Here is a 26,333-nt window from a genome sequence, read left to right as displayed (position 1 = left end):
TCGCTTCTGCTTCTCTCTACACTGTAGAGAAATATGAAATTATGACATTACAGGACTTTAGCTTGTCCGGAGTATATAACACCAGTCTCACCGTAGACTGTAACTTCAGTACCGTCCATCAACTGTTCAGTTGCGTTCGAGATACCCAAAATAACTGGAATACCAAGGTTGATTCCACATACTGCTGCATGGCTGGTAATACCGCCTTGCTCAGTAATAACGGCTGCTGCTTTTTCAAAAGCAGGCATATATTCTTTATCTGTCGATACCGTTACAAGGATCGAACCAGCTGTTACTCTTGCATTTGCTTCTTCAGGCGTGCGTGCTACAACGATGCGGCCGGTAGCTGTTTGGCTGCCGATACCTTGTCCTTGTGCCAGAAGCTCGCCTACATGGTGGATCTTGATCAGGTTTGTTGTGCCAGCGCGGCCAACAGGTACACCTGCAGTAATAACAATTGTGTCGCCAAGGCTGATCAGGCCAGTGCTTCTTGCACCTGCAACAGCGTTCTCGAACATAGCATCCGTTGTTTCAGCAATCTCACCAAGAACTGGTTTAACGCCCCAGATCAGAGCCAGACGACGCATTACTCTTTCATCGTTTGTTACAGCGATGATTGGTGCTTTAGGACGATATTTAGCAACCATACGAGCTGTGAAGCCGCTTTGCGTCGAAGTAACGATCGCTGCAGCGTTCAGGTCAAGAGCGGATACGGCAACTGCTTGGCTGATCGCTTCTGTTACGGATGTTTGTTGAGCACTTGCTTGTTTGTTGAAGATTTCACGGTATTCCAAAGCCGCTTCTGCGCGCTCAGCGATACGGGACATTGTTGTTACCGCTTCAACCGGGTATTTACCAGCAGCTGTTTCGCCGGAAAGCATGATTGCATCTGTACCGTCGAAAATCGCGTTCGCTACGTCACTCGCTTCTGCACGAGTAGGACGCGGGTTGCGCTGCATCGAATCCAGCATTTGAGTAGCTGTAATAACTGGTTTACCAACGCGGTTACATTTTTCGATCATCGTTTTTTGTACCAGTGGTACTTCTTCAGCCGGGATCTCAACGCCAAGGTCACCACGGGCAACCATCAGACCGTCGGAAACTTCCAGAATCTCATCGAGGTTGTCAACGCCTTGTTGGTTCTCGATTTTGGAGATGATTTGGACATGGCTTGCATTATGACGCTCAAGCAGCTCGCGGATTTCAAGCACGTCGCTCGCTTTACGTACGAACGAAGCTGCGACGAAGTCGATACCCATCTCGATACCGAAGATGATGTCATTAGCGTCTTTTTCTGTAATACCAGGAAGGGAAATAGCAACGCCAGGAACGTTAACGCCCTTTTTGCTCTTAATTTGACCGCTGTTTACGATGCGGCAAATAATTTCAGTTCCTTGTACTTCTTCAACTGTCAAACCAATCAAGCCGTCATCGATCAGAATTGTCGAACCAACGGATACATCGTTTGGCAGGTTGTTGTAAGTGATAGGTACGCGGTTAATGTCGCCCAGAATTTCTTCTGTTGTCAGCGTTACTTGCTCGCCTTGAATCAGCTCGATAGGCTCTTCTTTCAGTTTGCCAAGACGAATCTCAGGGCCTTTCGTATCAAGCAGAACCGCTACCGATGTTCCCATCTCTTTGTTCGCGATCTTGATGTTTTTGATCCGGTTGCCATGCTCTTCAAAGTCGCCGTGAGAGAAGTTCAGACGGGCAACGTTCATACCCGCTTTAATCAATTTCTTCGTGTTTTCCAACGATTCGCTGGAAGGTCCAATCGTACAAACAATTTTAGCTTTACGCATGTTTAATTTTCCTCCGTTTAGTGCCTGCTATAGTCATTATTATCAATAATCTAATACTTGAGCCGCAGCTTGTACAAGAATCAAAAAATTATTATACTTTTGCGGATTCCGTCATCTCAGAAGCTTCCGTAACCTCTTCAGCTTCCTGCGAAGCAGCCTGAGCTATTTGGAATTGTCCAATCTTCCGGAATTTATGGTAACGGTCTTCAATGAGTTGCTCAGCTGTCATCGGCAGAAGTTCCGCCAAATGCTTCCACAACTTCTCCTTCAGCCGTTCAGCCGTGAACGCCAAATCTCGGTGTGCGCCGCCTTGCGGCTCCTCAACGATATCTTCGATCACTTCGAATTCGAGCAAATCCTTAGCCGTAATTTTCATTGCCTCAGCTGCAATATCCGCCTTTGTTGCATCCTTCCACAGGATGGAAGCAGCACCGTTTGGCGAAATTGCAGAATAAATCGCATTCTCGAGCATAAGAACCCGGTTACCGACGCCAAGAGCAAGAGCTCCACCGCTTCCGCCTTCACCAATTACGATGCAGACGATCGGCACACCAAAGCCGGCCATTTCCCTTAAGTTACGGGCAATCGCTTCGGACTGACCACGCTCTTCAGCCGTGTTGCCAGGATAAGCACCCTTAGTATCAATGAGAGTAATAATCGGGCGATTAAACTTATTGGCTTGCTGCATAAGTCGCAGTGCTTTCCGGAAACCCTCCGGGTGAGGACTGCCAAAGAAACGGGCAATATTATCCTTCGTATCCTTGCCGCGCTGATGGCCGATTACCGTAACCGGTAATCCGTTCAGCTTAGCGAGGCCGCCGACAATAGCCAAATCATCAGCATACAGACGGTCGCCATGCAGTTCGATGAAATCCGTAAACACCGCTTGAATGAAATCAAGCGATGTCGGGCGCTGATGAAGACGCGCAATATGCATCTTCTGCGCAGGAGTCATTTCGTTGTACAGCTCTTCCTCCATTTGTTTGCACTTCTCTTCAAGACGTGCAATTTCTTCGGAAAAGTCCATACCGTTGCTCTCAGCCAGCGTCTTCAGTGTTGCGATCTTCTCGCGCAAATCACTGATTGGCTTCTCAAACGGAAGCATTTGTTCACCCGCCATGGGACAATCCCTCCCTTACGGTATGCATATCCAGCAGCTTGCCAAGCGTTGTCTTCATATCCTTACGGTGAACGACCAGGTCAAGCTGTCCATGCTGCATGTTGAACTCTGCTGTCTGGAAGTTGTCCGGCAGCTTCTGACGAATCGTCTGCTCGATTACAATCCGGCCGGCAAAACCAACAAGCGCGCCGGGCTCGGCCAAATTGTAGTCGCCAAGACTCGCAAAGCTGGCGGAAACCCCGCCCATCGTTGGATCTGTAAACACCGAAATGAACAAGCCTCCAGCCCCTTGAAACATGGAAAGAGCGGCGCTTGTCTTCGCCATTTGCATTAAGCTAAGTATACTTTCCTGCATACGGGCACCGCCGGAAGTGGAGAAAATAAGCAGCGGCAATTTCTTCTCATGCGCCGCTTCGATTGCTCTTGTTATTTTCTCACCAACAACAGACCCCATGCTTCCACTGAAAAAGTCAAAGCTCATCACTGCGACTACGACCGGATGGCCGCCAATCGTGCCTTCGCCTGTTACAACAGCTTCACGAAGATTTGGGTTCTTCTGACGCTGCTGCTCCAGCTTCCCTTTGTACCCCGGGAACTCCAAAGGATCGACCGATTCCATATCAGCATCGTATTCATACAAACGCCCGTCATCAAGCGTCATCCCAATCCGTTCCAAAGCACTCAGACGGTAATGATGCCCGCACGACGAGCATACCTTCAAGTTTTTATCCAATTCTTTGCTGTACTGAATGGTGCCGCATTTGGAGCACTTATTCATTAGACCTTCCGGTATGTCGCGCTTAGGGCGTTCAGAAGGGATGGTCGCATACTTCTTCTTTGAAAATAAGTCCTTAATTTGCAATGTGTGACACCTCTCAAGGCGCAATAGTATAAGGTTCTACGGCTGCATAATGGAGTTAAATACTTCCTGTACTTCCTCCAATTCACCCGATGGAACCAAGATCTCATATTGCTGTTTAGACAGATTAACTGGACGGACTTTTACGAGAAAGCCTTCTTCCGTAAGCCGCTTCTTGATGTTGTCCGCGATTCTAGCGGTTGGAGCGATGTAAATGACCGTCCACATTATGGTACCTCCTGAAAACTTTACCTTAGGCAAAGTTCGCATCTTCAAACAAGTCAATCCCGTTTAAGGCCATATGATGTCATAATGATACCACAGTCATGGCGAATCGGGCAAATGGTATTGGATGGCTTTTGGGTCCTGGTGCGCGATCCTAGCTGATGCCGCCGCCGCCAATCCCGCTACAAGGTCATCGAGAAACACATGAATTTTCTCGCCTTTCAGGTTGAGCTGACGAATAATGCCGGGCTTTACTTTATCCAAATATCCGAAACTCGTCAAGCCAATCATGCCATAAACATTCGTAATCCCTAGAGCTAAAGTCTCATCTACCCCATATAAAGACTCATCCGTCTCCATGATCGCCTGCAGCGGTTCCGGCAGCAGTCTGCGTTCTGCCAGCTCATCCAGCGCAATTCCCGTATAAAGCACGTATTGCACTTCACGTTTTTCCAGTACAGCCCTTACACTCTCTTCGCATTCAGCAATAGTCAAATCTGCATTGTAGGGGCGCTGCAGTGTATATACAATTTCTGCAATATCATCAACACTTACTCCACGTTTCAACAACCAATTTTCGATTCCGGACGTCATGGCCATCCCTCCCGCATATGCTTGTACGTCTTCATGCAACGTAAGCTGGGAAAAAACAGCGGCAGCAATGCCGCTCAATCCCACTTGTATCACTAAATGTATGCGGGAGATCTTAAGGTTGTGCATAAATTATCTGACAATTACAGCTCCTTGCCCTAGCAGCTGCTCAATCGCGCTGAATAGCTGTGGTGAAGGCTTCGTACGGTACGTCTCGCTAAGGGCAATCGAGCGCTGTTCCCGTTCATAGAAAAGCACCGTATCAAGCTGTCCGTGATGGGCAGCAAGCAGCTCCTTTAGCTTCTCGAGTACATCTGGATGTTCATTTGAAGCGGTAATTTTGATATAGATACGCTGGCGCTTGCGTTCAGGGCTGACTGCGTTTTGGCGGTCAGCCTGTTCGACTGGCCTTGCCGGCGACTGTGGCTGCGTCTGCCGTGAGGTAGTCATCGTCTGGACGTCTTGCTTAGCGGCAGGCTTTTGCGCTGAGGACTGCTGCTGATAACTGGATCCTGCCGATCTGGCAGCACGATTACTCGCCTGTTTCCTCATCCGGCTAACATGCTCGGCAAGCTGAGCATTGGAAGCTGAGCCTTCCTGGATCGGCAGAACGTCCTCGACAATCAGCTTAAAATCTTCATCCTGCTGCTGGATGGTAGCTTGCACAATAGCAAGACCACCTTTCTCCAGCTTATCGCCGCAACGCTTCCATACTGCCGGGAATACGACAGCCTCTGCTCGCACGACTCTATCTTCCAGTTCTAGAAAGCCCATCGCATTTCCTTTTTTATTCGTAAACGGCTTTAGAGATACAATTCTTGCACCAATTACAGCAGGTGCACCATCTGCGGCTTCAGCAAGCTCGACGAAACGGTCCAGCCCAAGCTGCTCAAGCTCTTCCTGTACGGCATCAAGCGGATGACCGGACAAATAAAGACCCAGCAGTTCCCGCTCCAGCTCCAGCTGTTCGCCCGTTGAATAAGGACGGATATCTGGCAGCTCGACATCCCAGTTCTGCACCTCGTCAAACCCAAACAGCTCAATTTGCAGCTCCTCGCGTTCTTTCCGCCATTTGAGCGCAGCTTCCACTGTCTCTTCTAATGCAGCAAGCTGCTGAGCTCGGTGGCCGGGAAGCGTTTCAAGCGCACCAGCTTGTATAAGGGATTCTAGTACCCGCTTGTTCACCACACGCAGATCAACACGTCGGCATAGATCAAGCAAGCTTTCGAACGGACGCTCCCGGCGTTCCTTCTCCAGCGCTTCAATCGCCTGTGTACCCACGTTCTTAACCGCCGCAAGGCCGAAACGGACTGCACCTTCAACCGGCGTAAAAGTTACACCACTTTCGTTCACATCAGGCGGCAGAACCTCAATTCCCATCCGCTTGCACTCATCTACGTATTCTGCCGTCTTTCGCTGGTTGCCCGTTACAGAGGCGAGCATGGATGCCATAAAAGGCACTGGATAATTAGCCTTCAGCCAGGCGGTCTGGAAGGCGAGTACACCATATGCCGCAGCATGAGCACGAGGGAAGCCATAGTCTGCGAAACGGACGATCATATCATATACAAGATTCGCTTCTTCGCTCGTATACCCTTCACCTAAGCTGCCCTTCACGAAATGCTCACGTTGCTCATCAAGCACTTCCCGCTTTTTCTTCGATACGGCACGACGAAGCAAATCCGCTTCACCCAGAGAGAAGCCTGCCATCGCGGAAGCGATCTGCATGATCTGCTCCTGGTAGACGATAATCCCATATGTATCTGCCAGAATCGGCTCAAGTGAAGGATGCGGATATTCAACAGGGGCAAGTCCATGCTTACCCTGGATATATTTCGGGATAAACTCCATTGGACCCGGACGGTACAAAGCGAGTACCGATACGATATCTTCAAACTCCGATGGCTTCATCTCACGCAGGACACGTCTAACGCCTGATGACTCCAATTGAAAAATCCCCATCGTCTCACCACGGCCCAGCATCGCATAAGTTGCCGGATCATTATCTAACACTTTGCGGAAATCAATCTCCTTGCCATATTGCCCCTTTATCCAGGCGAGCGACCTCTCCAAGATCGATAGTGTCCTTAAACCTAGAAAATCCATTTTCAGCAGCCCGATCGCTTCAAGATGCTCCATGGAGTATTGGGTAAGGGCCGTTCGTTCACTTCCAGCCTGCAGCGGAACATAGTCGGTCAGCGGCCCGCCGGAAATGACAACACCTGCCGCATGGGTGGAGGCATGACGCGGCATGCCCTCAACCTTCAGCGCCATTTGGACCATTGCATCTGTCTTCGGCTGGTGCTCACATGCTTCACGAAGACCATCGCTGATTCGAAGCGCATCCTCGAGCGTAATGCCAAGCTGATTCGGAATCAGCTTGGCCGCACGATCAACTTCAGCGAACGGTACATTCATGGCACGGCCTACGTCGCGGACGGCTGCTTTGGCTGCCATCGTACCAAACGTAATGATTTGCGCGACATGCTCATCGCCATATTTGGCCGAGACATAAGCAATAACCTCATCGCGCCGTTCATCATTAAAGTCGATATCGATATCCGGCATTGTAATCCGCTCCGGATTCAGGAACCTCTCGAAGAGCAGCTTGTATTTCAAAGGATCAACATCCGTGATGCGAAGCACATAAGCTACAAGACTGCCCGCCGAAGAGCCCCTTCCCGGGCCGGTACGTATGCCTTGCTCATGCGCGAAGCGCACAAAGTCCCATACGATCAGGAAGTAATCGCTAAACCCCATATTTTCGATCACAGACAGCTCATAGTTAAGCCTTGCTTCGGCACGCTCACGGTAAGCCGGGTCCTCTGCCCATTGCGGTAATCCCGCGTAACGGGCAGCAAGCCCATCCCGGCATAGCTCTGCCAAATAAACAGCCGAAGTCATCCCATCAGGTACCGGCCGGAACACCGGCAGCGCCGCACGGCCAAACGTAAGCTCAAGCGAGCATTTGTCCGCAATTTCAGCTGTATTCTGAATCGCTTCCGGCACATGACGGAACAGGAGCGCCATCTCATCCTCGCTCTTCATGAACAGTTGATCTGTCTGCATCCGCATCCGGTCCGTATCGTCCACCGTCTTGCCCGTGCCGATACAAAGAAGAACATCCTGCACCGCGGCATCATCAGCGGTTAGATAATGAACATCATTCGTAGCTGTCAGCTTGATACCAGTCTCTCTGGACAGCTCAATCATCGCGGCTGCTACTTTTTTCTGATCCAGCATGCCATGATCTTGCAGCTCCAGATAGAAGTCATCGCCAAAAATATGCTTATACCGTAATGCTGCAGCAAGTGCTTCCTCCCGGCGGTCATGAAGAAGATGCTGAGAGATTTCCCCATTCAGGCAGGAGCTTAAACAGACTAGCCCTTCTGAATGAGCTTCCAATACCTCAAGATCAATACGCGGCTTATAGTGAAAGCCCTCCAAATGGCCAATGGAGCATAATTTCATCAGGTTGCGGTAACCTGTCTCATTTTTGACCAGAAGAATCAAATGATAGATTGGGTTCTCTTTGCGTGTTCCCTTCTCAAAACGGGATCCCGCTGTAAAATACATCTCACAACCGATAATCGGCTTAATGCCTTGCGCCAGACATGCTCTATAAAAAGGAATAGCTCCGTACATGACTCCATGATCCGTAAGGGCGAGCGCCTTCATCCCAAGACCAGCCGCTCTAGCTACTAAGTCGCGGATTCGGGCAGCGCCGTCGAGCAGACTGTATTCGCTATGTACGTGCAAATGCACGAAGTTGGATTCCACGCTGTTCATCCACATCTCCCTTTCCGGTTCTTGTTCCTTCTATTTTATCATAATAGGCCATACACCGCCCATAGAATGGTAGTAGGGCAGCCGGACAGGCTGGATTATATGCAGAAGGCAGGTGTACCTAATGAATATTATTCTCATGAAAGCCGGGCTCGATTTCTTTATTGCCTTTGGCGTTGTCGTTGGCGGATCGATGCTGGCTGGAATCGGTTCGGTCTTTCTCCTTCTTCCGCCCACTTCCATGATGCTGAGTACAGCAGAGAATTTGAAAATATGGGCAATTGTGGCCGCAGTAGGCGGCTCTATTGATCCGATGCGGGTTATAGAGAGCAATATCGCAAAAGGCCAGCTATCGCCTGCCGTTCTTCAAATCGGCTATATTGCGATTGCCTTTCTTGGTGCCCACATGGGGACTGAATTGGTCAAATTGGTATGCAAAGGAGCTGCCTGATGCATGCGCGTGCCACCGTTCGAAAGGTACATGAAATGGTTGCAAATGTTCGGGGTGCTATTACTTGGTATGCTGCTAGGCGCTATCGTCTATAATTCCATCTACCATACTCAGTTTGAGGCACTTGTCAATCTGAAGAGCGATCTTGAAGTTAAGCTGGAGCAATACGAGTCCGATATAAAAAGCTTAACTGACTTTAAAAACCAGCATACGGTCATCAAAAGCGTATTGCCTCATATCGAAGAGGAAGCCGGACAAAAAACAGATAAACCAAAGCTCGATAAAGTAACTGAGGCACAATTAATAAAGCGGATTAAAGCAGATCTGTCGGTCTTCCTTGGGCAGAGCATCTATGAAATCGACTCCGATGCTGAGCTTGCCAGAAAGCTGCTAAGCCGAAAAATCTATACCAATGTCCTCGAAAAAGATTACACCGTCGAAATTACAACGATGCTCCTCGTAGATAATATACTGCAGGTCTGGGTAAAAGTTAGGTTGTATGAGCGTCCACCTTCTTAATTCGCATTTATTTCCGGTTCTGGGCGGTTTCATGCTACAATAGCCAAAGTCAAATCGTAAACTTTTACTTACTTATTTAACAAAAGGAGCTGTCGGTTTACCATGGATTCACTCATGCAATGGGTGTTTGCGCCATGCATCATTTTCACTTTGGCGCTTACTGTGTTTTTCAGCTTTAAATCACGCCGTTCAACAGATACACGCATTCGTGGTCTGAACGCATCCCGGATGAATATCAGCATGGGCTTTATGCTTATGTTTATCGCTGGCGTTCAGCTGTTCCTCTCCGGCACATCCACCGCACGTATCGTGATCGGGTCGATCTTCCTTGTCATCGGATTTTTTAATCTGTTTGCGGGATTGCGTAACCATAGTATTTTTCGGACGATGCAGCAGTAAGGACTCGTTGTGAAAATGGATGCTGGCACTGCGTGAACGAATGTTTCTTCCGATCGCTGTTGATTAAGGATTCCTCTGATTTAACTTGGACAAGGCAGGAATCCTAAATCAAAGGCGAACGCTCCGCTTCTCCAGTAACATTCGTTTACTCCGTTCTCTCATTTTCACATAAACCTTGCTGCTGCCTGTCCTTTTGGGCAGTTTAAAGAGCCGACCGGTGCATTTCGCCGGTCGGCTTTTTTATATAACGCGGAATTTTCTTTTTTAATTAAATGTTCCATGGACACCCGTATCATCTGCTACCTATAATTAGCACATCTTACTACAGGAGGCTGATGTAAAATGAAAAACCTATCGATTGCAACAACGTCCCTTAAAGTTCATTATTCTCGGCCTATACGGACCGCTTTCTAACTCTTAGAGACGCGCCGCTGGACCGAGAGGTCCTTGCGGCTTTTTTTGTACCCACCGCAGGGATACCCTGCGGTTTTTTTGTTATCCAACATCAACCAAAACGTAAAAAGAGGAGCATTTAAATTTGAAAAATATCGAAATAAAGCAACAACACTTGGCCTATGGCTGGAATCCCGAATGGGAAAATAAACTGGCGCAACTGCCAGCTAGCTCACGTTCGCTTTCTCCAGCGCGTGTTATCGCCCAGCATTCCCACTCTTATCAGATCATGACACCGGAAGGTGAACATACTGCTACCGTCACAGGCAAATATGAATTTAATGCTGTTCTGAAAAGCGATTTTCCCGCCGTCGGCGATTGGGTCATGGCGGAGAAGCTGGCGGGAGAAACCCGTTCCGTCATTCACTCTCTCCTGCCTCGCCAAAGCGTGATGATCCGCAAAGTGGCCGGAGGTGCGGTAGACGACCAGGTTATCGGTGCCAATATGGATTATTTATTCATTACAAACGCCCTTAACCAGGATTTTAATGTTCGTAAAATGGAGCGCTACTTAATCGCGGCATGGGAAAGTGGTGCTGCTCCGGTTATCTTGCTGACGAAAGCCGACTTATGCGAGGAGCCCGAGGCTTTCGCAGCTCTAATGGAAAGCGCCGCACCTGGCGTACCCATCCACTTGATAAGTGCTATACAAAACCAAGGGAAAGAACAGCTTCTGCCCTATTTGCAAGCGGGCAAAACAATTGCTGTTACAGGCTCGTCCGGCGTTGGTAAGTCAACTTTGCTGAACTGGCTCGCAGGAGACAACATCATGGAGACACAAGGCATCCGCGAGAATGATGCGCGCGGCCGTCATACCACGACGCACCGGGAACTGTTCCTGCTGCCAAGTGGTGCACTTGTCATGGATACGCCAGGTATGCGCGAGCTTCAGCTATGGGATTCTCATGACGGACTAGAGCAGACTTTTTCCGATATTGAAGAGCTGTCTGCCGGATGCCGTTATCGAGATTGCCGTCACGAATCTGATCCCGGCTGCGCTGTGCTGCAAGCAATCGAAGACGGAACACTCGAAGCAAAGCGGCTTCAGAACTATAAAAAGACAGCCAAAGAGCTGTCACATATCGCCCGTAAAGAAAACAGCCTCGCGAAAAAAGCAAAAAAAGCAGCCGGCTCTTCACCCCGCAAAAACGATCACAAAACAAAAACGGACGCTTGGGATTACGATTAAATTCCAGCCTATCCGCCTAGCGGGACGTCTACCCATACCTGTACCTCAATATATCTTTCTGAACCATGCTCTCCTAGAGGATTCCACTCTTGGGGGAGCCCATGCTCTTTTAATGGTTAAATAGTCAGCAGATCTTTGCTGGCAAAGCCTTTCTCTTGCCTCCGAATTTCATCAAGAACCTTCACATAAATTAAATGTCATCATAACCCCTCCCAGTTGTACAAACCTACTTTCTCCTTAATATTCTTACTGCCAACATGTACAGCAAAAAGGTGATTACAGTTCCTGTAAGATATGCCTGCCAAGTGAAATGAACAACAACAAACGAACTATCATGATATTGAAAATCTCCAAAGTCCTCACTCGGCTTAGAATTCATAAATCCAACAAACAAAAAAACAAGGTACGGGATCAATAAACTAAGCGCAATCCCTGACAAGGTTTGCTTCATTGTAAGCCTCAAATCAATTACCTCCATCCATAAAAAGGGCTGCCAAACAAATGGCAGCCCTTAAAGTATCCCTATATAAAATGATTGATTGCTTATTGGGTTAATGGGTAGTGGGGGTGAAAGAAATGTATCTCCTGAAGGAGCGAAGCGCCTGCCTTTGCTTACACTTTGCAACCCTTGAATACTATTCAAGCAAAGTGTAAGCAACAGCAGCCGAAGGAGATACATTTCTGCAACCCCCATGCCCTCCCTAATAAGAGTCAATCATCTGCGCCGTCATCATAACCTTCGCAGCCAGCCCCGTCTGATCAATCAGCTCAATCTCAAGCTTGGTCGATTTGCGGCTCATTTCGAGAGCGCGCGGCACGATCTTAATCTGGCTGTCGATTTGAACTGGCTTGATGAAAAGCGCCGTCATCCCGTCAATCAAATAATCCCGCTTGCCAGCGTCACGAATCATTCGTCTGCCGGCTTGCGTCATCAGCGTCACTAGAATCCCTTCCGATACCATTCCTAGTGAGCCGGACATTTGAGGCGTTATCGCACCTTTGTAGATCGGTGTTCCTTCTGCCTCATCCGCATCAAAACCAGCCCAGATCAGATCGTCAAACGTCTCGCCAATCTCCTGCTGTTTACCAGCAAATCGCAGCGCTTCAAGCAGCTGCTGGCGTGTAACAACACCTAGCAGCTTCCGGTGGCGGTCAACGATTGGCAGCAAATCAATGCCTTCTGCCGCCATCGTATGCGCTGCTGATGTAACTGCAATGTTAGGTGCAGCGGTGATGGGATGCTTCGTCATCAGTTTATCAATTGTACAATCATCAGGCGCGCCGCCAGTATCCTTCGATGTAATCATGCCAACAACTCTGCCCCGGTCATCAATAACCGGGAAGCGCCAGCTTCCCGTCTCGCGGCACAGCTTAAGAAAGTCGAGCAGCGTATTGCCGGTTCGCAGCACATCAGCAGGCCTGCTGAAAGTCATCAGGTCTTCAATCAGCATGATTTTACGCTTAATCAGCCGGTCGTACATCGCCCGGTTAATCATCGAGGCTACGGTAAACGTATCATGCCGGGAAGAAATAATAGGCAGCCCAATCTCGTTCGCAAGTGCCTTCACTTCTTCACTTGGCTCGAATCCGCCAGTTATGAGAACGCCCGCTCCCTGTTCTAATGCACAGCGATGTGCCCCAGCCCGGTTACCTACAATGAGCAGGCTGCCTTCATCGATATAGCGGAGCATGGCATCAATCTCCATAGCGCCAATGACTAATTTATGAAGCGACTTGTCGAGGCCCGAAGCTCCTCCGAACAAATGTCCCTCCACAATCTCTGCCACTTCTCCGAAGGTCAGCTGATCAAGTGCTTCACGTCTTCTCCGGTCAATCCGAACCGTACCGATTCTTTCTTTGGTGCTGACAAGACCCGAAGCCTCAGCTTCCTTAATCGCCTTATAAGCTGTTCCTTCGCTGACACCAAGCGCTTTGGCAATTGCCCGTACGGAGATTTTCTCACCGATGTTCAGCGTCTCTATATATTGCAAAATTAGTTCGCGTTTCGTAGTACTAGTGTCCATGCCAGAAACGGTTGCCACACTCCTCTTTAAGCCTTCGTTCGTCTCATACCATTATACCAGTCGATGGACACGCTCGCGACCTTTAGTCCCGCATCCACCTCTTGGCCGTCTGCACCGGTAAAACGATATTTGTCGAATACTTGTTGGAGGGACTGCACGGTAAATGCTTCTTGTGTTCCTTTAAATATAAAAGCATACCAGTCATAATTGATAGGCACAGGATACCGCAGCTTCAAAATCGGGTACTGATCGATCACAACGGCCTGCGGAGGAATCTCTGCATATTGACTTGAAAACAACAAAGAGCCTTTCTCACTGAATGGCCTTGCGATCGTTTCCGAGGTTAAGCTCATCTGATATTCCACATGCTGCGTACGGGGATTCACTCTGCAGCTAAAACTGCCGCATGCTTTCGCTGATTTAGTAGTCTTATGTAAAATGCGGTACGAAAACTGCACCTGAAACCGCATATGCTGATAGTAAGCTTGTACGTTCCTAAAAAACTCAAACTCATCAACCATAAGCGTTGCTCCTTGTTAAAAAGTTCCTATTTAGGAAATCATATTAATAGGTAGAACCTTTTTACACAATTATAATAAAAAGCATAACTTTTAGTCAATGACTATAAGCACTATTTTTAATAATGACTATAAGACGTTGTTGCTGGAATTGGAAACCTCTATCTTAAGGCTGAGGTGACGAATGTGAACGAAATCAGCCGAAATATCGGTGATAATATACGTGCTATACGCAAGCAAAAAGGTTTTAGCCAAGAGCAATTGGCTCTTCGGGCCGAGATTAACGGCTCATATATGGGTCAAGTGGAACGCGGCGAGAAAAGTCCTACGATTGATATCCTGGGAAAAATCGCTCAAGCGCTTAAGTGTCCGCTTGAAGAGCTGGTCCATTTGCCTGGGACAGCTCGTGAGGAACAAAGCAGCAGCTATGCCGATAAGATTGCCAATCAGCTTCAGGGCTTGTCAGTGAAAGAACAAGAAGCCGTCTATAAATTTGTAAAGCAGCTTGTTCAATTCAAAGATATACAACCCTAAACAAAAAAAAGCCCCTCACGGGGCACAGGCTGCACTAACCTCTTGCATTTCGGTTTGAACCTCTGTTCACAGCCTGATGCAGCCTGTGCTCCCAGGTTCTTCTCTTCACCCGCTTGATGCGGTCAAGCTCCTTCTTCTTCTCTTCATTCATCCACAATAATGCGTTTAAGTGGGCTGCTATAACGAGCAGTGCAAACAATGTCCACACCACTCCGAAAATTGTCGCCGCATTCCATGGACCATTAAGCTCCACCTTCGTTACCCCGTAGAACAGCATTCCTAAAGCCGCCAGCAAATAAATAACATGCTTAGCTTTACCCTTCACCTTCATCTTCATCTCAACTCCCGCTCTATCAGCAATCGCTAAACGGACGAGAACCGCAAGTCATTTGCTTGTCCGCATCACTATCCTATGATGACAACCTTACAGATATGACCCGGCATTTCAATCACCAAGGGATAGATGTCCTCATATGATGAAGTAATTCGTGTAAAACACCTATGGGCCTTTTATCCGCTTTTCGTCATCCTCCTGCTTGGAAGGAGATTTACACAATGCTCAAATCGAAAGTAGCCGTTCAGCTAATAAGCTCCGGCATGCTTCCGGAAGATACGATTATGCTTGGTGAGGTCTACTTGAAACAGTGGCATATTTCGCACAGCATGTCGATCACACTCCGTTTCGGGACATTCCGGAAGACGGTTAAAATTATCCCGGTACCAAAGTACGATGGTATGCGTATGAACCAATCTCTTGGCAGACAGCTGGGCATTCTCACCAATACCGCCCTTCGTTTGCAATACGAAGCGTCTTCCACGACCCTTCGGCTTGGGCCGCTGATCGGCGTGCTTATCAGCCGCGATTATCCAAGCACACCTGACAAACCATTTGGTACCATCACCATGTTTTGCAAGGAACTAGTCGATGGTAGCGCCTCACAGGGAGCACATGTTTACTTCTTCACTCCGAACCATATCGCTGGAAGCAGCGACAAACAAATCGAGGGCTGGACCTTCGCAAACGGTTGGAAAAAGACGAAGCTGCCGATGCCGGATGTTATCAACAACCGGTTAACCTCCAGAAAGCTGGAGAGCAAGGCAAGTGTACAGTCGTTTTTTAAAGAGATGAAGAATACACATCATGCAAGTGTGTTCAACGAAAAGTTCCTAGACAAGATGGAAGTATTCGACGCGCTGAAGAAAGATCAGGCCGTTACACGCTATTTGCCGGAATCTCATTTCCTGCGTAATTACACCACTCTTAAATCCATGTGCGCCCGTTACAGCAATGTATTTCTAAAGCCTTCCAAAGGCAGCCTCGGCAAAGGCATCATTCGTGTCTCTAAGCACGAAGGTGATACCTATCAAGCTCTGTTTACGACCGGCACGGGAACAAGACGGCAGGTATACCCTAACCTCGTGAAGCTGTTCTCGAATATCTCTACCAAGATGAAGACGATCCGCTATCAAATCCAGCAAGGGCTCACCCTGATTGAAATTCAGAAACGCCCTGTCGACTTTCGCGCGGTTGTCCAGAAGAACGCAACGGGCAAATGGACACTCACTTCAGTCGTGGCACGTACTGCCAGCAGCCAGCACTTTGTCTCCAATCTCGCTCGAGGCGGAACTCTCAGCACGGTTAGTGAAGCCGTTGCACGCTCTAATATATTCGCAGGCAAAGAAGGAGCCGCCAAACGTCTGCGAACCGCTGCCCTGACTATTGCCGAAGGCATTGATAAGCAGATTCCTGCACATTTTGGCGAGCTTGGCATTGATTTGGCGCTGGATACGAATGGGCGTGTATGGCTGCTGGAGGTCAACTCCAAGCCCTCAAAGAGTGATAATACGCCGCTTAATCAGGAAAACGACAACAAGATCCGGCCGTCGGTTCGAAATGTTATCCAATACTCCCGGTTCTTATCGGGATTCTAGTCGGAGGGCCTTATGAAGGCTGCGCTTATAAGAGTGGGAGTGTTCGTTGCTTCGATCGAAACAGTCCCGGCTGACAAAAAGACCGAAGAAACTGGCCGGATCAAGCTGCCCGAACCATTGTTCTATCAGAAGCTGAGCGAAGCGGCGGAGAGGCTTGGCATTGACTTGTTCGTATTTTCACCTAATCAATACAACAAGCACACCAAGCAGTTAACCGGCTTCCGCTTCCGCAGCGGAAGCTGGGCCGAGGAGCAATGTCTGCTGCCGGATATCCTCTATGACCGCTGCTTCTATAAGCAGGCTGCGGAGAGAGCTGCCTGCCAAGCGGTACTCGCTGCTATACGGGAACAACATCCCATTCGATCATTAAGCGGCAGCCTTCCAGCCAAATGGGAAGTGTATAACGCACTTCGCCAATTCCCCAAATTGCTGCCTCTTCTCCCACAGACGACTAAGGTGGATCAAAAGGGCAGCCTCGCAAGGCTGATCACACACCATGGCAAAGATATCTTCCTGAAACCATCAGCCGGCATGCAAGGGAGAGGTGCGATGCGAATTAGATTCCTTCCCTTATCACAGCAATGGGAAGCGACTGGCCGAACGAGAAAAAACCTCCCATTCCACCGTTATTTCGAAGATTACTCTGCGCTTACGCAATGGATCACCACATTCATTGGGCATGCGTCTTATATAGCTCAGCCTTATTTGCATCTGATTGACCAAAGCGGCAATCCATTTGACTTAAGAGTACTCGTACAGAAGGATGGCCATGGACGCTGGGGCATTACGGGCACAGCTGTCCGCATCGGTCTTCCTGATTCCGTGACTTCAAATCTTCACGGTGGTGGAACAGCATCAGAAACATCCAAGCAGCTCTCACATCTGTTTGGATCTGCCAAAGCCCAGCGAATGATTAACAAAATACAAGACATCAGCATATACACAGCAGAGAGGCTTGAGAACAGCTTCGGCCGATTAGCCGAGCTTGGCCTTGATTTCGGAATTGAGCCTGATGGCCGAAACTGGCTGCTTGAGGTAAACGCCAAGCCAGGAAGATCATCCTTCCAGCAGTTTCGCGATCATCTGGCGGATCAGCTGTCGGTAGAGATGCCTCTGCGTTATGCACGGATGCTCACGCAGAGGTCTGATAAGCCTTTTGTAATAAATGACTCCGCAACAGCCCCAATCCTTGTCTATCCATCAGACAAGAGGATTCGGTCTGACAACGTTCAGGAGGTTCACCCATGAGCTTGACAACTTGTAACGTCCATTTCTCTCAACAATCGGATAAAGTCATTTACTTATCCAATACGCTTCTGAAGGAGCTGAAGCTGGCCGGCAAAAAAACCGTCCACCTCAAGCTTGGCAAAGAAGTGATTACAACAGCCGTAAGGCCCGTCCGGCGGCAAGGCAATCATCTCTATCTGTCCGCCGGAGTCAGACAATACATCCGGGTTCCCAAAACCGGCAGCATCTTCGTTCACACGTCCGGCGACAATGAGGTACAAATTGGTCCGCTCATCGGCGTCCTAAGTGATTCCGGGTATGCCCATTCCGAGAACCTGCCTTTTGGCATGAGAACAAACTTCATCAAGCAGATCGTCCGTTCAGGGGACCGGAAGGCTTTTCTATTTGGCTTTACTCCCCAAGATATTAATTGGCAGCAAGAAACAGTAAACGGGTATTTTCTGAATTCACATGGCGGCTGGTACCGTAAAACCGTTCCTCTCCCTGATGTCATCTACAACCGGCTCCCAAGCCGCAAAGCAGAAACGTCAAACTACATCGGTTCATTACGAGAAAGACTGCTTCGCAAGAAGATTCCTTTCTTCAACTGGGGCTTCTTTAATAAATCCGATGTATATAAATTACTGGATAATGATCCGGAGGCGCTGCACCATCTGCCGGAATCCGTATCCGGTCCAACCAGTGAGAAGATGAAGCAGCTGCTCGAAAAGCATCATTTTCTCTATTTCAAACCAACGGCAGGCAGCCTTGGAGTAGGTATTTACCGGCTGACCTACCATCCTAAACGCGGCTACTTTGCGCGCTATCGGAAAGGCTCACGTAATGTACTGCTTCGTTTCTCTACCTTCAACAGCCTATACCGCATGCTTCAATCCCGACATGGAGCAACATTAAGCAATTATGTCGTGCAGCAAGGCATCCGGCTTGTGGAGATAGACGGCTGTCCACTCGACTTCCGTTTCCATATGCATAAAAATGGAAATAACGAGTGGGTACCTGCTGGAATCGGTGCAAAAAAAGCTGGTAAAGGCAGCGTTACAACCCATGTTAAAAACGGCGGTGCCCTGATGACACCGGAGCAGGCGCTTAATCGCGTATTCGGCGCACAAGGCAAAGAGGTGCTGGAGAAAGCAAAAAAAGTGTCCATCAAGATGGCCGAAGCCATTGAGCGGAACTATCCGCATCGGCTTGGCGAGCTTGGCCTTGATATTGGCATTGATAAAGATAACGAAATATGGATGTTCGAAGCAAACGCGAAGCCTGGACGCTCGATCTTCAAGCATCCTTCCCTTGAAGCGGAAGGCAAAGCTTCCGTCGATTGCATCATTGATCATTGCTTGTACCTCAGCAAGTTTCAAGGAGGGAACAGCTAATGGAGACTCGATCCGCTAAGAAAGAAGAGGTGTATGAACGGCCGGCGGGGCGCCCGGTTCTTGCGATACTGACAATTGAAAATGATGAACAGTTATTCCGGGGCAACCGCCATAACTTCGCAGATATTATTCGAACCGGGCAAGAAAAAGGGTTTCTAGTCTATGTGCTCACGGTAAAAAACCTAGTATTAGGGCGTAACAATCTACGTGGCTTTGTCTACAATGAGAATTCGGATTCGTGGCAGCAGCGTTTGCTGCCTTTCCCGGATATTATTTATAACCGCATCCCGCTGCGCGAAGACGAGATGCTTCCTGCCGTCAGGAACAAAATCGCCGCTTGTATGCGGGACCCGCGGATTAAGTTGTTTAACCCTTCCTTTTTCAACAAGTGGTATTTATTCGAATGGCTGCGCGGGAACAAATCCACCAAGCCGTTTATTCCAACTACGCGTAAGCTGGTAACAGCGGTGAGATTGGAGAGAATGCTGCAGAAGCATCCTTTCCTCTATCTGAAGCCAGAAAGCGGCAAAGCCGGTAAAGGCATTATGACCGTCAAATTGCAGCCCGACAAACCGCTTCCTTATCTGCTCAAAGTACAGGAGAACAAGAAGAGCTCCACCTTCGGCTGCACGGATATTCTGAAGCTGTGGAACCGGATCAAGAAGGAAAGCGCCGGGGAGCCTTATATCGCCCAGCAGGGCATCCAGCTTGCTTCCTTTAACGAGAGGAGATTTGATCTCCGGGCGCTCGTGCAGAAGAATGAACGGGGCAAATGGGATTTAACCGGTATAGGTGCACGCGTTGCGGGTTCCTCGAGTATTACGACCCATGTTCCCAGGGGTGGATCAATAGAAGACCCTGAGAAGCTGCTGAAAAGCTCCTTTAATGCCGATCAAGCGCGTAGAATTCTTATTAAGGCAAAAAAAACGTCGATCATGATTGCAAGACAAATTGAAAAAGGATCCGGCTTTATGCTTGGCGAAATGTCTATGGATCTTGGTATAGACAGTGCCGGCCAAATCTGGTTCTTCGAAGCTAATTCCAAGCCAATGAAATTTGATGAGCCGCATATCCGGCAGAAATCGCTCGATCGAATTTTTCAATACAGCACTTATCTTGCAAGAATGAGGAACGAGAGAATGAAGCAGGAGGCGATGAGATAATGGAACTGCAGCTGCTTACCCCCGAGCAATGGGTCTTAGAAAGAAAGAGACTGATTGAGTTTGCTGTCCGATTCGGGGAGAAGCGGCTGACAGTTGCAGCTATCCATTCCCTTCGGCGACTGTCGCCGGATCTGCTGGCTAAGGGGAGCGATGGCGCTGTAATTGCCGTCGCTAGGCTCGGCAGCCGGATTGTTGGACTTGGTTTTGCAGCAGAAGCCGGAGAACAAAGCTGTATCATCGTCACTCATCCCGAAGCCCGTGGCATCGGGATCGGATTCGCCGTCATGAATGCGATGATGCAGCAGCTTGGGAAGCTGACCTGCCAGGTCGCGCTCGACAACGTGCCGAGCCTAACTCTCTTTTTCCGCCTCGGCATGAAGGCCGTCGCGATCTCGACCGGCCCAACCGGCAAGCCTACACTGCGGTTCGAATGGTCGAAGGAAGAGGCTGTGAGGCTTGCTGAGCAGCCGTTATAGGAAAAAGGCGTCACAGGACGAATTACCTGTGACGCCTTTTTTTTATTTGAGCAGGGTGAGAAGCTCCGGCATTTCCTGAATACATACATCTGCTCCGGCAAGCTCGGAGTCGCGTCCATAGCCGGCGTAAGCACAGCCAATAGCGATAAGATTATTGCCTTTAGCTGCTTCTACGTCCGAAGAGCGGTCGCCTACCATCCAGGCTGTCTTAATCTGATGATCGGCGAGCAGCTTTGCAACAAGATCAACCTTGCTCGCAGTCTGGAATTCTCCCGCGCTGTACAAGCCGTCGAATAGATGAGCTATTCCTTTGTAACGAGCGACCTCTTTCACGTAAACTTCCAGCCCGTTACTTGCCACAAACAGCTTCATCCCCTGTTCCTTCAAGCGATGCAGCGTTTCAGCTGTTTGTGGGTACAGTACTCCTCTACCCGCTTCCAGCTCTTCAAGCTCGTATTGCACCATAAGCTCATCTGCTCGCAGGCGTGCTTCTTCCGAACTGCCAGGCATTAGCTTGCGCCAGATATCCTCCAGCAGCATGCCGAGACAGCCTAGCAGATCATCCAGCGGAGGTGTCTGATCATAAAGCCCTTCCTCACGTAAGGTACGGAATAAGCGCTCATGTACCGTCTCCAGCAAGGTAGCCGTTTCAAATAAGGTTCCGTCCATATCAAAGATTACGGCTTCTGGCCGTTCGAATGTTGTCGTCATGGCATTTCCCCCTTTAAAGTCTGCCATTATCATACTGGATAGGGGGGATATGCCGCAACCTCAGAGGGCAGCTCTTCCACTCGAATTCTCATCAATTATTCGATTCCATCCAGCCACTTCTCAACCTGCTCCTGATGGCTGTCTGCCCAGGCTTTCGCCGCTTCTTCCGGCGATTGGCCCTCATTAATGGCAACCATAACTTGAGCCATATCTTCAGGTGTCCATGTAAATTGATCAAGCAGCTTGTAGGCATCGGCCTTATCGGACTTCAGATCTTTACGAGCTATCGTATGAATACTTTCAGCTCCGCCATAAACACCTTTTGGATCGTCCAAATACTTCAAATCCATCTTGGCGAACATCCAATGCGGCGTCCAGCCTGTCACAATGATGGGCTTCTTCGCCTCATAGGCTTTCTGCAGCTCCTGCGCCATGGCAGCTGAAGAGCTTTCAATCAGCTTCCACTTGCTTTCCAATCCATAATCCTTCAGCACCTTGTCGGTTGACTGCATAATACCCGCTCCAGGCTCAATGCCGATAATCTCATAATCCACCAATTTACCTGTAGCTTCGTTATTCAGATCTTCGATCGAGCTTTCCTTCATATAGGAGGGAACAACAAGACCCGTCTTTGTTCCTTCCAGATTAGGACCAAGATCCTCAACGCTGCTGCCGTATTTATCCAAATAGGATGCATGCGTTGTTGGAAGCCAGGCAGCTACCATGGCATCCGCACTGCCGTCCGCCATTCCTGCCCACATTGGACCTGCATCAACTTGCAGAAGATCGACGGAATAGTCCAATTTCGATTCCAACACATATTTCACGACATTCGTGCTTGCAATTTCTGAATCCCAAGCGACGTATGCGAGCTTAATCTCTTTCGAGTCATTTGCTTTCGAATTCGAGCAGCCTGCAAGTGCTGCTGCTAATACAACAGCTGATAATGTAAATCCCCATTTTTTATTCATAATGTTTCACCTCTAGCGTTTATTTTTTTTCACGATATGGTTAGACATCCGGTCTAATAAAATAGCCAACACGACTATGGAAATACCAGCCTCAAAGCCGATGCCCGTCTTGGTCTGAGTAACAGCCCGATAGACATCCGCGCCAAGTCCTTGAGCACCAATCATCGAGGAAATAACAACCATAGACAACGACAACATGATGGTTTGGTTAATACCCGCCATCATCGTAGGCAGCGCCATAGGAAGCTGCAGCTTGAACAGCTTCTGATTTGGCGTTGACCCAAAGGCATCGGCAGCTTCAACTAGTTCCGGAGGAACCTGCCTGATCCCTAAATTCGTCAGACGAATAGTAGGCGGCACCGCAAATATGATAGATGCAATAACTCCTGGTACAACACCAAGTGAGAAGAAAGAAACCGCTGGTAATAAGTAAACAAATGCGGGCATGGTCTGCATCAAATCAAGCAAAGGAGTAATGATTCCCTGTAATAAAGAACTTCTTGCACACAAAATGCCGGTTGGTACGCCAATGATGATGGATAACAGGGACGCTGCAAGAACAATAGCTAAGGTTTCCATGGCATGTTCCCAATAGCCTAGATTCTCTATAAGCAAAAGCCCTATAAACGCAAAGGCAGCAACCTTCCATTTTCCAAGATACCAGGCTATAGCCGTTATAATCAGAATCATAATGATTGAAGGACTGAAGAGAAGAACATTATGTAGAAAATCAACGATGGAGCCTATAATTAGGCGTATGAAATCAAACAACGGGGAGAAATGATTTTCTAACCAGCTTTCTAACGATTCAATCCAGTTACCAAGTGGAAGCTTCGGAATATTCACCTTACACCCCCTGCCTCAGGTATGGTATTTCCGGCAAGTGCGGCAAAGACAGCTCCACGAATAACGATACCTAGCAGCCTATTCGTGTCATCGGTTACGGCCAGTGGAATTTTAGAGGCCGCCATTGGCTCAAATAATTCATTTAAAGGAGTTGCAGGAGAAATAACCGGTAAATCCTTAATCAGAATATCCTCCAACGGTAAGCCTTCTTTTAAGGCAGCAGAGGCAAGCTCAGCGGTTATTACACCTAGAAGCTTCTTCCCCTTATCGGTCACATACAAGCTCGATACGCCTTGATCCTTCATGATTTGAAGAGCTACACGAGGACCACGCTCGAGCATAATCGTTCCGGGCTTCCGCATAACATGAGCTGCGGTCAGCACCTTGGAAAGATCAACATCCTCTATAAATTTCTCAACGTACGGGTTAGCCGGATTTATCAATATTTCATCAGGAGTGCCAATCTGTACAATAACGCCATCTTTCATTAATGCAATCTTGTCCCCGATGCGCAGCGCTTCGTCCAGATCATGTGTGATGAAGATGATCGTCTTCTTCATATTGGATTGCAGCTGCAAGAGCTCATCCTGCATATCCTTTCGGATAAGTGGATCAAGCGCACTAAACGCTTCGTCCATAAGAAGAATATCCGGATCATTAGCTAGGCCCCTAGCCAGACCTACACGTTGCTGCATGCCTCCGCTCAATTGATCAGGATAGCTGTTTTCCCATCCTCCGAGGCCAACCAGTTGTAAGGACTGCTCAGCCATTTGCCTGCGGGCTTGTTTCTCCACTCCTTGAATTTCCAGACCATATTCAACATTTTGTAGTACCGTCCGGTGAGGAAACAGAGCAAACTTTTGAAACACCATCCCCATCTTTTTACGTCGGAGTTGTCTGAGTTCTGAGGAACTCATTTGCACGATATCCCGTCCCTCAAATAAGAGCTGACCAGATGTAGGCTCAATCAAACGATTCAACAGGCGGATTAAGGTGGACTTGCCGCTGCCGGATAAACCCATGATGACGAATATTTGTCCTGCTTCAATACTGAAACTAGCCTGGTTTACCCCTACAGTCATTCTCGTTTCTTTAAAAATCCTTTCTTTCGTCCATCCTTGCTTGAGGAACTGCGTCGCTTGTTCCGGATGGTTACCGAATATTTTTGTCAGTTGTTTGGCTTCGATGATGGACATTTCTTCCCTCCTAAAAGAATATTCTTCGTACTGACGACAGTTTAGGCCTTTTTACCTTAATTAGTCAACACTAATATCCGTACGTAATGTACGTACAGTTTAAACTTTACGATAGGAATACTCCGGATCCCTCCTTTTTCCTCCTAAATGCATATGGAAATGAGCCCTTTACTTTTAATTTCAGATAAGCTTACAATGTCTATGAAGTGTAGCAAGGTGACCCAGGAGGCAATTATGGACGAGAATTTAGGCGGCTTAACGCCCGAGCAATCGCGCGCGCTGCACGCATCGCGACAGCGTGTGATTGACTCGATAGGAAAAAACATGGATCTATACGGCATAACATTATCAATTGGTCATCTTTACGGCTCTATGTATTTTCAGAATGAACCCATCACTTTGGACCAAATGAGCCAAACGATGGGGATGAGCAAAACATCCATGAGCACGGGCATGCGGACGTTAATGGATTTGAAAATGATCGAAAAGGTTTGGGGTAAAGGGTCGAGGAAGGACTTTTACGAGGTTGTTCCGGACTGGTATCAGAACTTTACTGATTTCTTTTCTATTAAATGGCGGAAAGCTGTGGAGAGTAATATGACTTCGCTCGAGAAGTCATTAAAGGAGATTCGTATGCTTCAGGCATCCGATCCTGATAACAGCAGCCTGCAGGAGATTACAACAACCGACGAGCAGAAAATTAATGATGCACTTAACTATTATCACTGGCTGCATCGTTTGATCGATGCCTTTGAGTCAGGAAAAATATTTGATTTTATACCAAAGGAAGAATAAGGTTATAACAAAACACCCCTAATACTGCATCCGATGCAGTATTAGGGGTGTTCTTCATATTCAATCTAAATAATAGGGTCGTTTCTCTCAGCAGCAAGAATCCAGCCCGAGAGAAGGGCGCCTCCCGCCTGATGGTTGCCCGCTACTAACTCCCCTCCATGCTGCCTGATGATTCGCCTTGATATGGTTAGCCCGAGTCCGGCGCCTCCGGTCGTGCGATTTCTTGATTTCTCCCCCCGGTAGAGAGGTTCAAACACCTGCTCCTGCTCTTCTAACGTAAAGCCATGTCCGGAATCGTGAATGGTGAAGGACAATCGGTCTTTTTCCCTCCAGTATTGAATCACAATATGACCGTGCTCAGGGGTATGCCGAACGGCATTGTCGAGCAAATTGCTAATCGCACGCTCTAACAAATGCGGATCCGCTCGAATCGTATAGTCATCCGGTGTGGAATGGACGAGAAGCGAGATTTGCTTGGACTCTGCCTGAGGCTTTAAGCTGTCTATCGATTTTTGAATAATGACGCCAAAGTCGGCCGTACTCTCACTTAACTCAGCCTCCTGATACTCCATCTTCGTAAAGGTGAAGAGATCCTCAACCAACCGGTCCAACTGTGCAGACTTCTGCTTGCACACGGCCACATATTTCGAGATTTGATCCGGTGTTTGCGCTATCCCTTGCTCCAATCCGTCCAAATACCCGCGTAAAGCAAATAACGGTGTCCGCAAGTCATGGGCTACGGCGGCGATAATGAAACGTCGCTCCTCCTCCAGCTTCGCTTGCTTCAATTGCGAGTGTTGAAGCCCATTCACCATGATGTCGAACCCTTCTCGAACCTCGGCAATTTCTCGTATGCTTGATTGGGGAAGCTCAACGTCCCAATCGCTTTCTGCGATTTTCCGAGCTGCATGACCTAGCCCCTCCAGGGGTTTAAGAAGAAGCCTCCGCATTCGCAAGCCAACAATAACAAAAGCAAGCAGCAGCCCCGCAATGGCACTAGCCATGAGAAGGGCATAGGAATCCGGCCTGTCCTCTTTAATGTGAAGCGAATGAGTGGTCATGAAAAATACAACGATGAAGAAAATCCAAGGCAGCAGCAGGAGCAGCCCTAAGCTGAGCAAGGAATGCGTGCGAAGGCGAAGTTTTTGCATG

Annotated in this window: 25 protein-coding genes; 11 read left to right on the top strand and 14 right to left on the bottom strand. The window is 48.5% G+C overall.

Annotated features, from left to right (window positions below):
• Positions 1 to 47: 47 nt before the first annotated feature.
• From pyk to AB4Y93_RS09740, 6 genes are all read right to left on the bottom strand, one after another.
• Positions 48 to 1,802: a pyruvate kinase gene (pyk, locus tag AB4Y93_RS09765; protein ID WP_441891322.1), complete on the bottom strand. Its 1,755-nt coding sequence runs from the start codon at positions 1,800 to 1,802 to the stop codon at positions 48 to 50.
• A 91-nt stretch (positions 1,803 to 1,893) separates the two neighbouring features.
• Complete coding sequence (locus tag AB4Y93_RS09760; RefSeq protein ID WP_441891320.1) at positions 1,894 to 2,922, bottom strand: acetyl-CoA carboxylase carboxyltransferase subunit alpha; 1,029 nt, start codon at positions 2,920 to 2,922, stop codon at positions 1,894 to 1,896.
• Positions 2,912 to 3,784, bottom strand: coding sequence for an acetyl-CoA carboxylase, carboxyltransferase subunit beta (gene accD / locus AB4Y93_RS09755; RefSeq protein ID WP_441891318.1), 873 nt, complete (start codon positions 3,782 to 3,784; stop codon positions 2,912 to 2,914). Before accD ends, AB4Y93_RS09760 begins: the two co-directional genes overlap by 11 nt.
• Before the next feature lie 36 nt (positions 3,785 to 3,820).
• Positions 3,821 to 4,009 carry a hypothetical protein gene (locus AB4Y93_RS09750; RefSeq protein WP_015846041.1) on the bottom strand — a complete coding sequence of 63 codons (189 nt, stop codon included), beginning with the start codon at positions 4,007 to 4,009 and terminating at the stop codon, positions 3,821 to 3,823.
• A gap of 96 nt (positions 4,010 to 4,105) precedes the next feature.
• Positions 4,106 to 4,600, bottom strand: coding sequence for a phosphatidylglycerophosphatase A family protein (locus tag AB4Y93_RS09745; protein WP_167280229.1), 495 nt, complete (start codon positions 4,598 to 4,600; stop codon positions 4,106 to 4,108).
• A gap of 129 nt (positions 4,601 to 4,729) precedes the next feature.
• Positions 4,730 to 8,386, bottom strand: a complete 3,657-nt coding sequence (locus AB4Y93_RS09740; protein ID WP_441891315.1) for a DNA polymerase III subunit alpha — start codon at positions 8,384 to 8,386, stop codon at positions 4,730 to 4,732.
• Between the two features lie 121 nt (positions 8,387 to 8,507).
• On the opposite strand from AB4Y93_RS09740, the gene AB4Y93_RS09735 reads away from it, so the two are divergent.
• The 4 genes from AB4Y93_RS09735 to rsgA all read left to right on the top strand — a co-directional run bounded on the left by AB4Y93_RS09735 (position 8,508) and on the right by rsgA (position 11,394).
• The gene (locus AB4Y93_RS09735; protein ID WP_441891313.1) at positions 8,508 to 8,834 is read left to right on the top strand and encodes a YtrH family sporulation protein; all 327 of its coding nucleotides are present in this window, start codon (positions 8,508 to 8,510) and stop codon (positions 8,832 to 8,834) included.
• Between the two features lie 3 nt (positions 8,835 to 8,837).
• Positions 8,838 to 9,353 (top strand): hypothetical protein, encoded by a 516-nt coding sequence (locus AB4Y93_RS09730; RefSeq protein WP_441891311.1) that lies wholly within the window; start codon positions 8,838 to 8,840, stop codon positions 9,351 to 9,353.
• A 102-nt stretch (positions 9,354 to 9,455) separates the two neighbouring features.
• Entirely contained in the window at positions 9,456 to 9,752 is a 297-nt protein-coding gene (locus tag AB4Y93_RS09725; protein ID WP_167280233.1) for a YtpI family protein, read from the top strand.
• Between the two features lie 538 nt (positions 9,753 to 10,290).
• Positions 10,291 to 11,394: a ribosome small subunit-dependent GTPase A gene (rsgA, locus tag AB4Y93_RS09720; protein WP_441891309.1), complete on the top strand. Its 1,104-nt coding sequence runs from the start codon at positions 10,291 to 10,293 to the stop codon at positions 11,392 to 11,394.
• A 701-nt stretch (positions 11,395 to 12,095) separates the two neighbouring features.
• Here rsgA and AB4Y93_RS09715 read toward each other — a convergent pair.
• Both AB4Y93_RS09715 and AB4Y93_RS09710 read right to left on the bottom strand, forming a co-directional pair.
• Positions 12,096 to 13,418, bottom strand: a complete 1,323-nt coding sequence (locus AB4Y93_RS09715) for a DRTGG domain-containing protein (protein ID WP_441891621.1) — start codon at positions 13,416 to 13,418, stop codon at positions 12,096 to 12,098.
• Between the two features lie 26 nt (positions 13,419 to 13,444).
• Positions 13,445 to 13,939, bottom strand: coding sequence for a hypothetical protein (locus AB4Y93_RS09710; protein ID WP_441891307.1), 495 nt, complete (start codon positions 13,937 to 13,939; stop codon positions 13,445 to 13,447).
• A 183-nt stretch (positions 13,940 to 14,122) separates the two neighbouring features.
• Here AB4Y93_RS09710 and AB4Y93_RS09705 point away from each other — a divergent pair, with 183 nt between their 5' ends.
• A complete protein-coding gene (locus AB4Y93_RS09705) occupies positions 14,123 to 14,470 on the top strand; it encodes a helix-turn-helix domain-containing protein (protein ID WP_441891305.1) in 348 nt (115 codons plus the stop codon).
• Positions 14,471 to 14,504: 34 nt separating this feature from the next.
• Here the strand turns inward: AB4Y93_RS09705 and AB4Y93_RS09700 are convergent, their stop codons facing one another.
• Complete coding sequence (locus tag AB4Y93_RS09700; RefSeq protein WP_441891303.1) at positions 14,505 to 14,801, bottom strand: hypothetical protein; 297 nt, start codon at positions 14,799 to 14,801, stop codon at positions 14,505 to 14,507.
• A 224-nt stretch (positions 14,802 to 15,025) separates the two neighbouring features.
• Between AB4Y93_RS09700 and AB4Y93_RS09695 the strand changes: the two genes are divergently transcribed.
• From AB4Y93_RS09695 to AB4Y93_RS09675, 5 genes are read left to right on the top strand one after another with little or no spacing between them, the layout of a single operon-like run.
• A complete protein-coding gene (locus tag AB4Y93_RS09695; protein ID WP_441891301.1) occupies positions 15,026 to 16,402 on the top strand; it encodes a YheC/YheD family endospore coat-associated protein in 1,377 nt (458 codons plus the stop codon).
• A 12-nt stretch (positions 16,403 to 16,414) separates the two neighbouring features.
• Positions 16,415 to 17,650 carry a YheC/YheD family endospore coat-associated protein gene (locus tag AB4Y93_RS09690; protein ID WP_441891299.1) on the top strand — a complete coding sequence of 412 codons (1,236 nt, stop codon included), beginning with the start codon at positions 16,415 to 16,417 and terminating at the stop codon, positions 17,648 to 17,650.
• Positions 17,647 to 19,023: a YheC/YheD family endospore coat-associated protein gene (locus tag AB4Y93_RS09685; RefSeq protein ID WP_441891297.1), complete on the top strand. Its 1,377-nt coding sequence runs from the start codon at positions 17,647 to 17,649 to the stop codon at positions 19,021 to 19,023. The genes AB4Y93_RS09690 and AB4Y93_RS09685 overlap by 4 nt, the downstream gene beginning before the upstream one ends.
• On the top strand, positions 19,023 to 20,186 hold the full coding sequence (locus AB4Y93_RS09680; protein ID WP_441891295.1) for a YheC/YheD family endospore coat-associated protein: 1,164 nt from the start codon (positions 19,023 to 19,025) through the stop codon (positions 20,184 to 20,186). The genes AB4Y93_RS09685 and AB4Y93_RS09680 overlap by 1 nt, the downstream gene beginning before the upstream one ends.
• A complete protein-coding gene (locus AB4Y93_RS09675; RefSeq protein WP_441891293.1) occupies positions 20,186 to 20,662 on the top strand; it encodes a GNAT family N-acetyltransferase in 477 nt (158 codons plus the stop codon). Before AB4Y93_RS09680 ends, AB4Y93_RS09675 begins: the two co-directional genes overlap by 1 nt.
• 42 nt (positions 20,663 to 20,704) lie before the next feature.
• On the opposite strand, the gene AB4Y93_RS09670 is transcribed toward AB4Y93_RS09675, so the two are convergent.
• The 4 genes from AB4Y93_RS09670 to AB4Y93_RS09655 form a co-directional block, all read right to left on the bottom strand.
• On the bottom strand, positions 20,705 to 21,373 hold the full coding sequence (locus tag AB4Y93_RS09670) for an HAD family hydrolase (protein WP_441891291.1): 669 nt from the start codon (positions 21,371 to 21,373) through the stop codon (positions 20,705 to 20,707).
• A gap of 95 nt (positions 21,374 to 21,468) precedes the next feature.
• Positions 21,469 to 22,344, bottom strand: a complete 876-nt coding sequence (locus AB4Y93_RS09665) for a glycine betaine ABC transporter substrate-binding protein (RefSeq protein ID WP_441891289.1) — start codon at positions 22,342 to 22,344, stop codon at positions 21,469 to 21,471.
• A 12-nt stretch (positions 22,345 to 22,356) separates the two neighbouring features.
• Positions 22,357 to 23,190 (bottom strand): ABC transporter permease, encoded by an 834-nt coding sequence (locus AB4Y93_RS09660; protein WP_441891287.1) that lies wholly within the window; start codon positions 23,188 to 23,190, stop codon positions 22,357 to 22,359.
• The gene (locus AB4Y93_RS09655) at positions 23,187 to 24,386 is read right to left on the bottom strand and encodes a quaternary amine ABC transporter ATP-binding protein (RefSeq protein WP_441891285.1); all 1,200 of its coding nucleotides are present in this window, start codon (positions 24,384 to 24,386) and stop codon (positions 23,187 to 23,189) included. The genes AB4Y93_RS09660 and AB4Y93_RS09655 overlap by 4 nt, the downstream gene beginning before the upstream one ends.
• A gap of 234 nt (positions 24,387 to 24,620) precedes the next feature.
• On the opposite strand from AB4Y93_RS09655, the gene AB4Y93_RS09650 reads away from it, so the two are divergent.
• Complete coding sequence (locus tag AB4Y93_RS09650; RefSeq protein ID WP_441891283.1) at positions 24,621 to 25,181, top strand: GbsR/MarR family transcriptional regulator; 561 nt, start codon at positions 24,621 to 24,623, stop codon at positions 25,179 to 25,181.
• 65 nt (positions 25,182 to 25,246) lie between these two features.
• On the opposite strand, the gene AB4Y93_RS09645 is transcribed toward AB4Y93_RS09650, so the two are convergent.
• Positions 25,247 to 26,332: a sensor histidine kinase gene (locus AB4Y93_RS09645; protein ID WP_441891281.1), complete on the bottom strand. Its 1,086-nt coding sequence runs from the start codon at positions 26,330 to 26,332 to the stop codon at positions 25,247 to 25,249.
• Between the last annotated feature and the right edge of the window lies 1 nt (position 26,333).

This window comes from Paenibacillus sp. YAF4_2 (assembly GCF_052113225.1).
Classification (GTDB): Bacteria; Bacillota; Bacilli; order Paenibacillales; family Paenibacillaceae; genus Pristimantibacillus.
The sequence above is the reverse complement of the archived record's forward strand: the minus strand, read 5'-3'. Positions and strand labels throughout refer to the sequence as shown.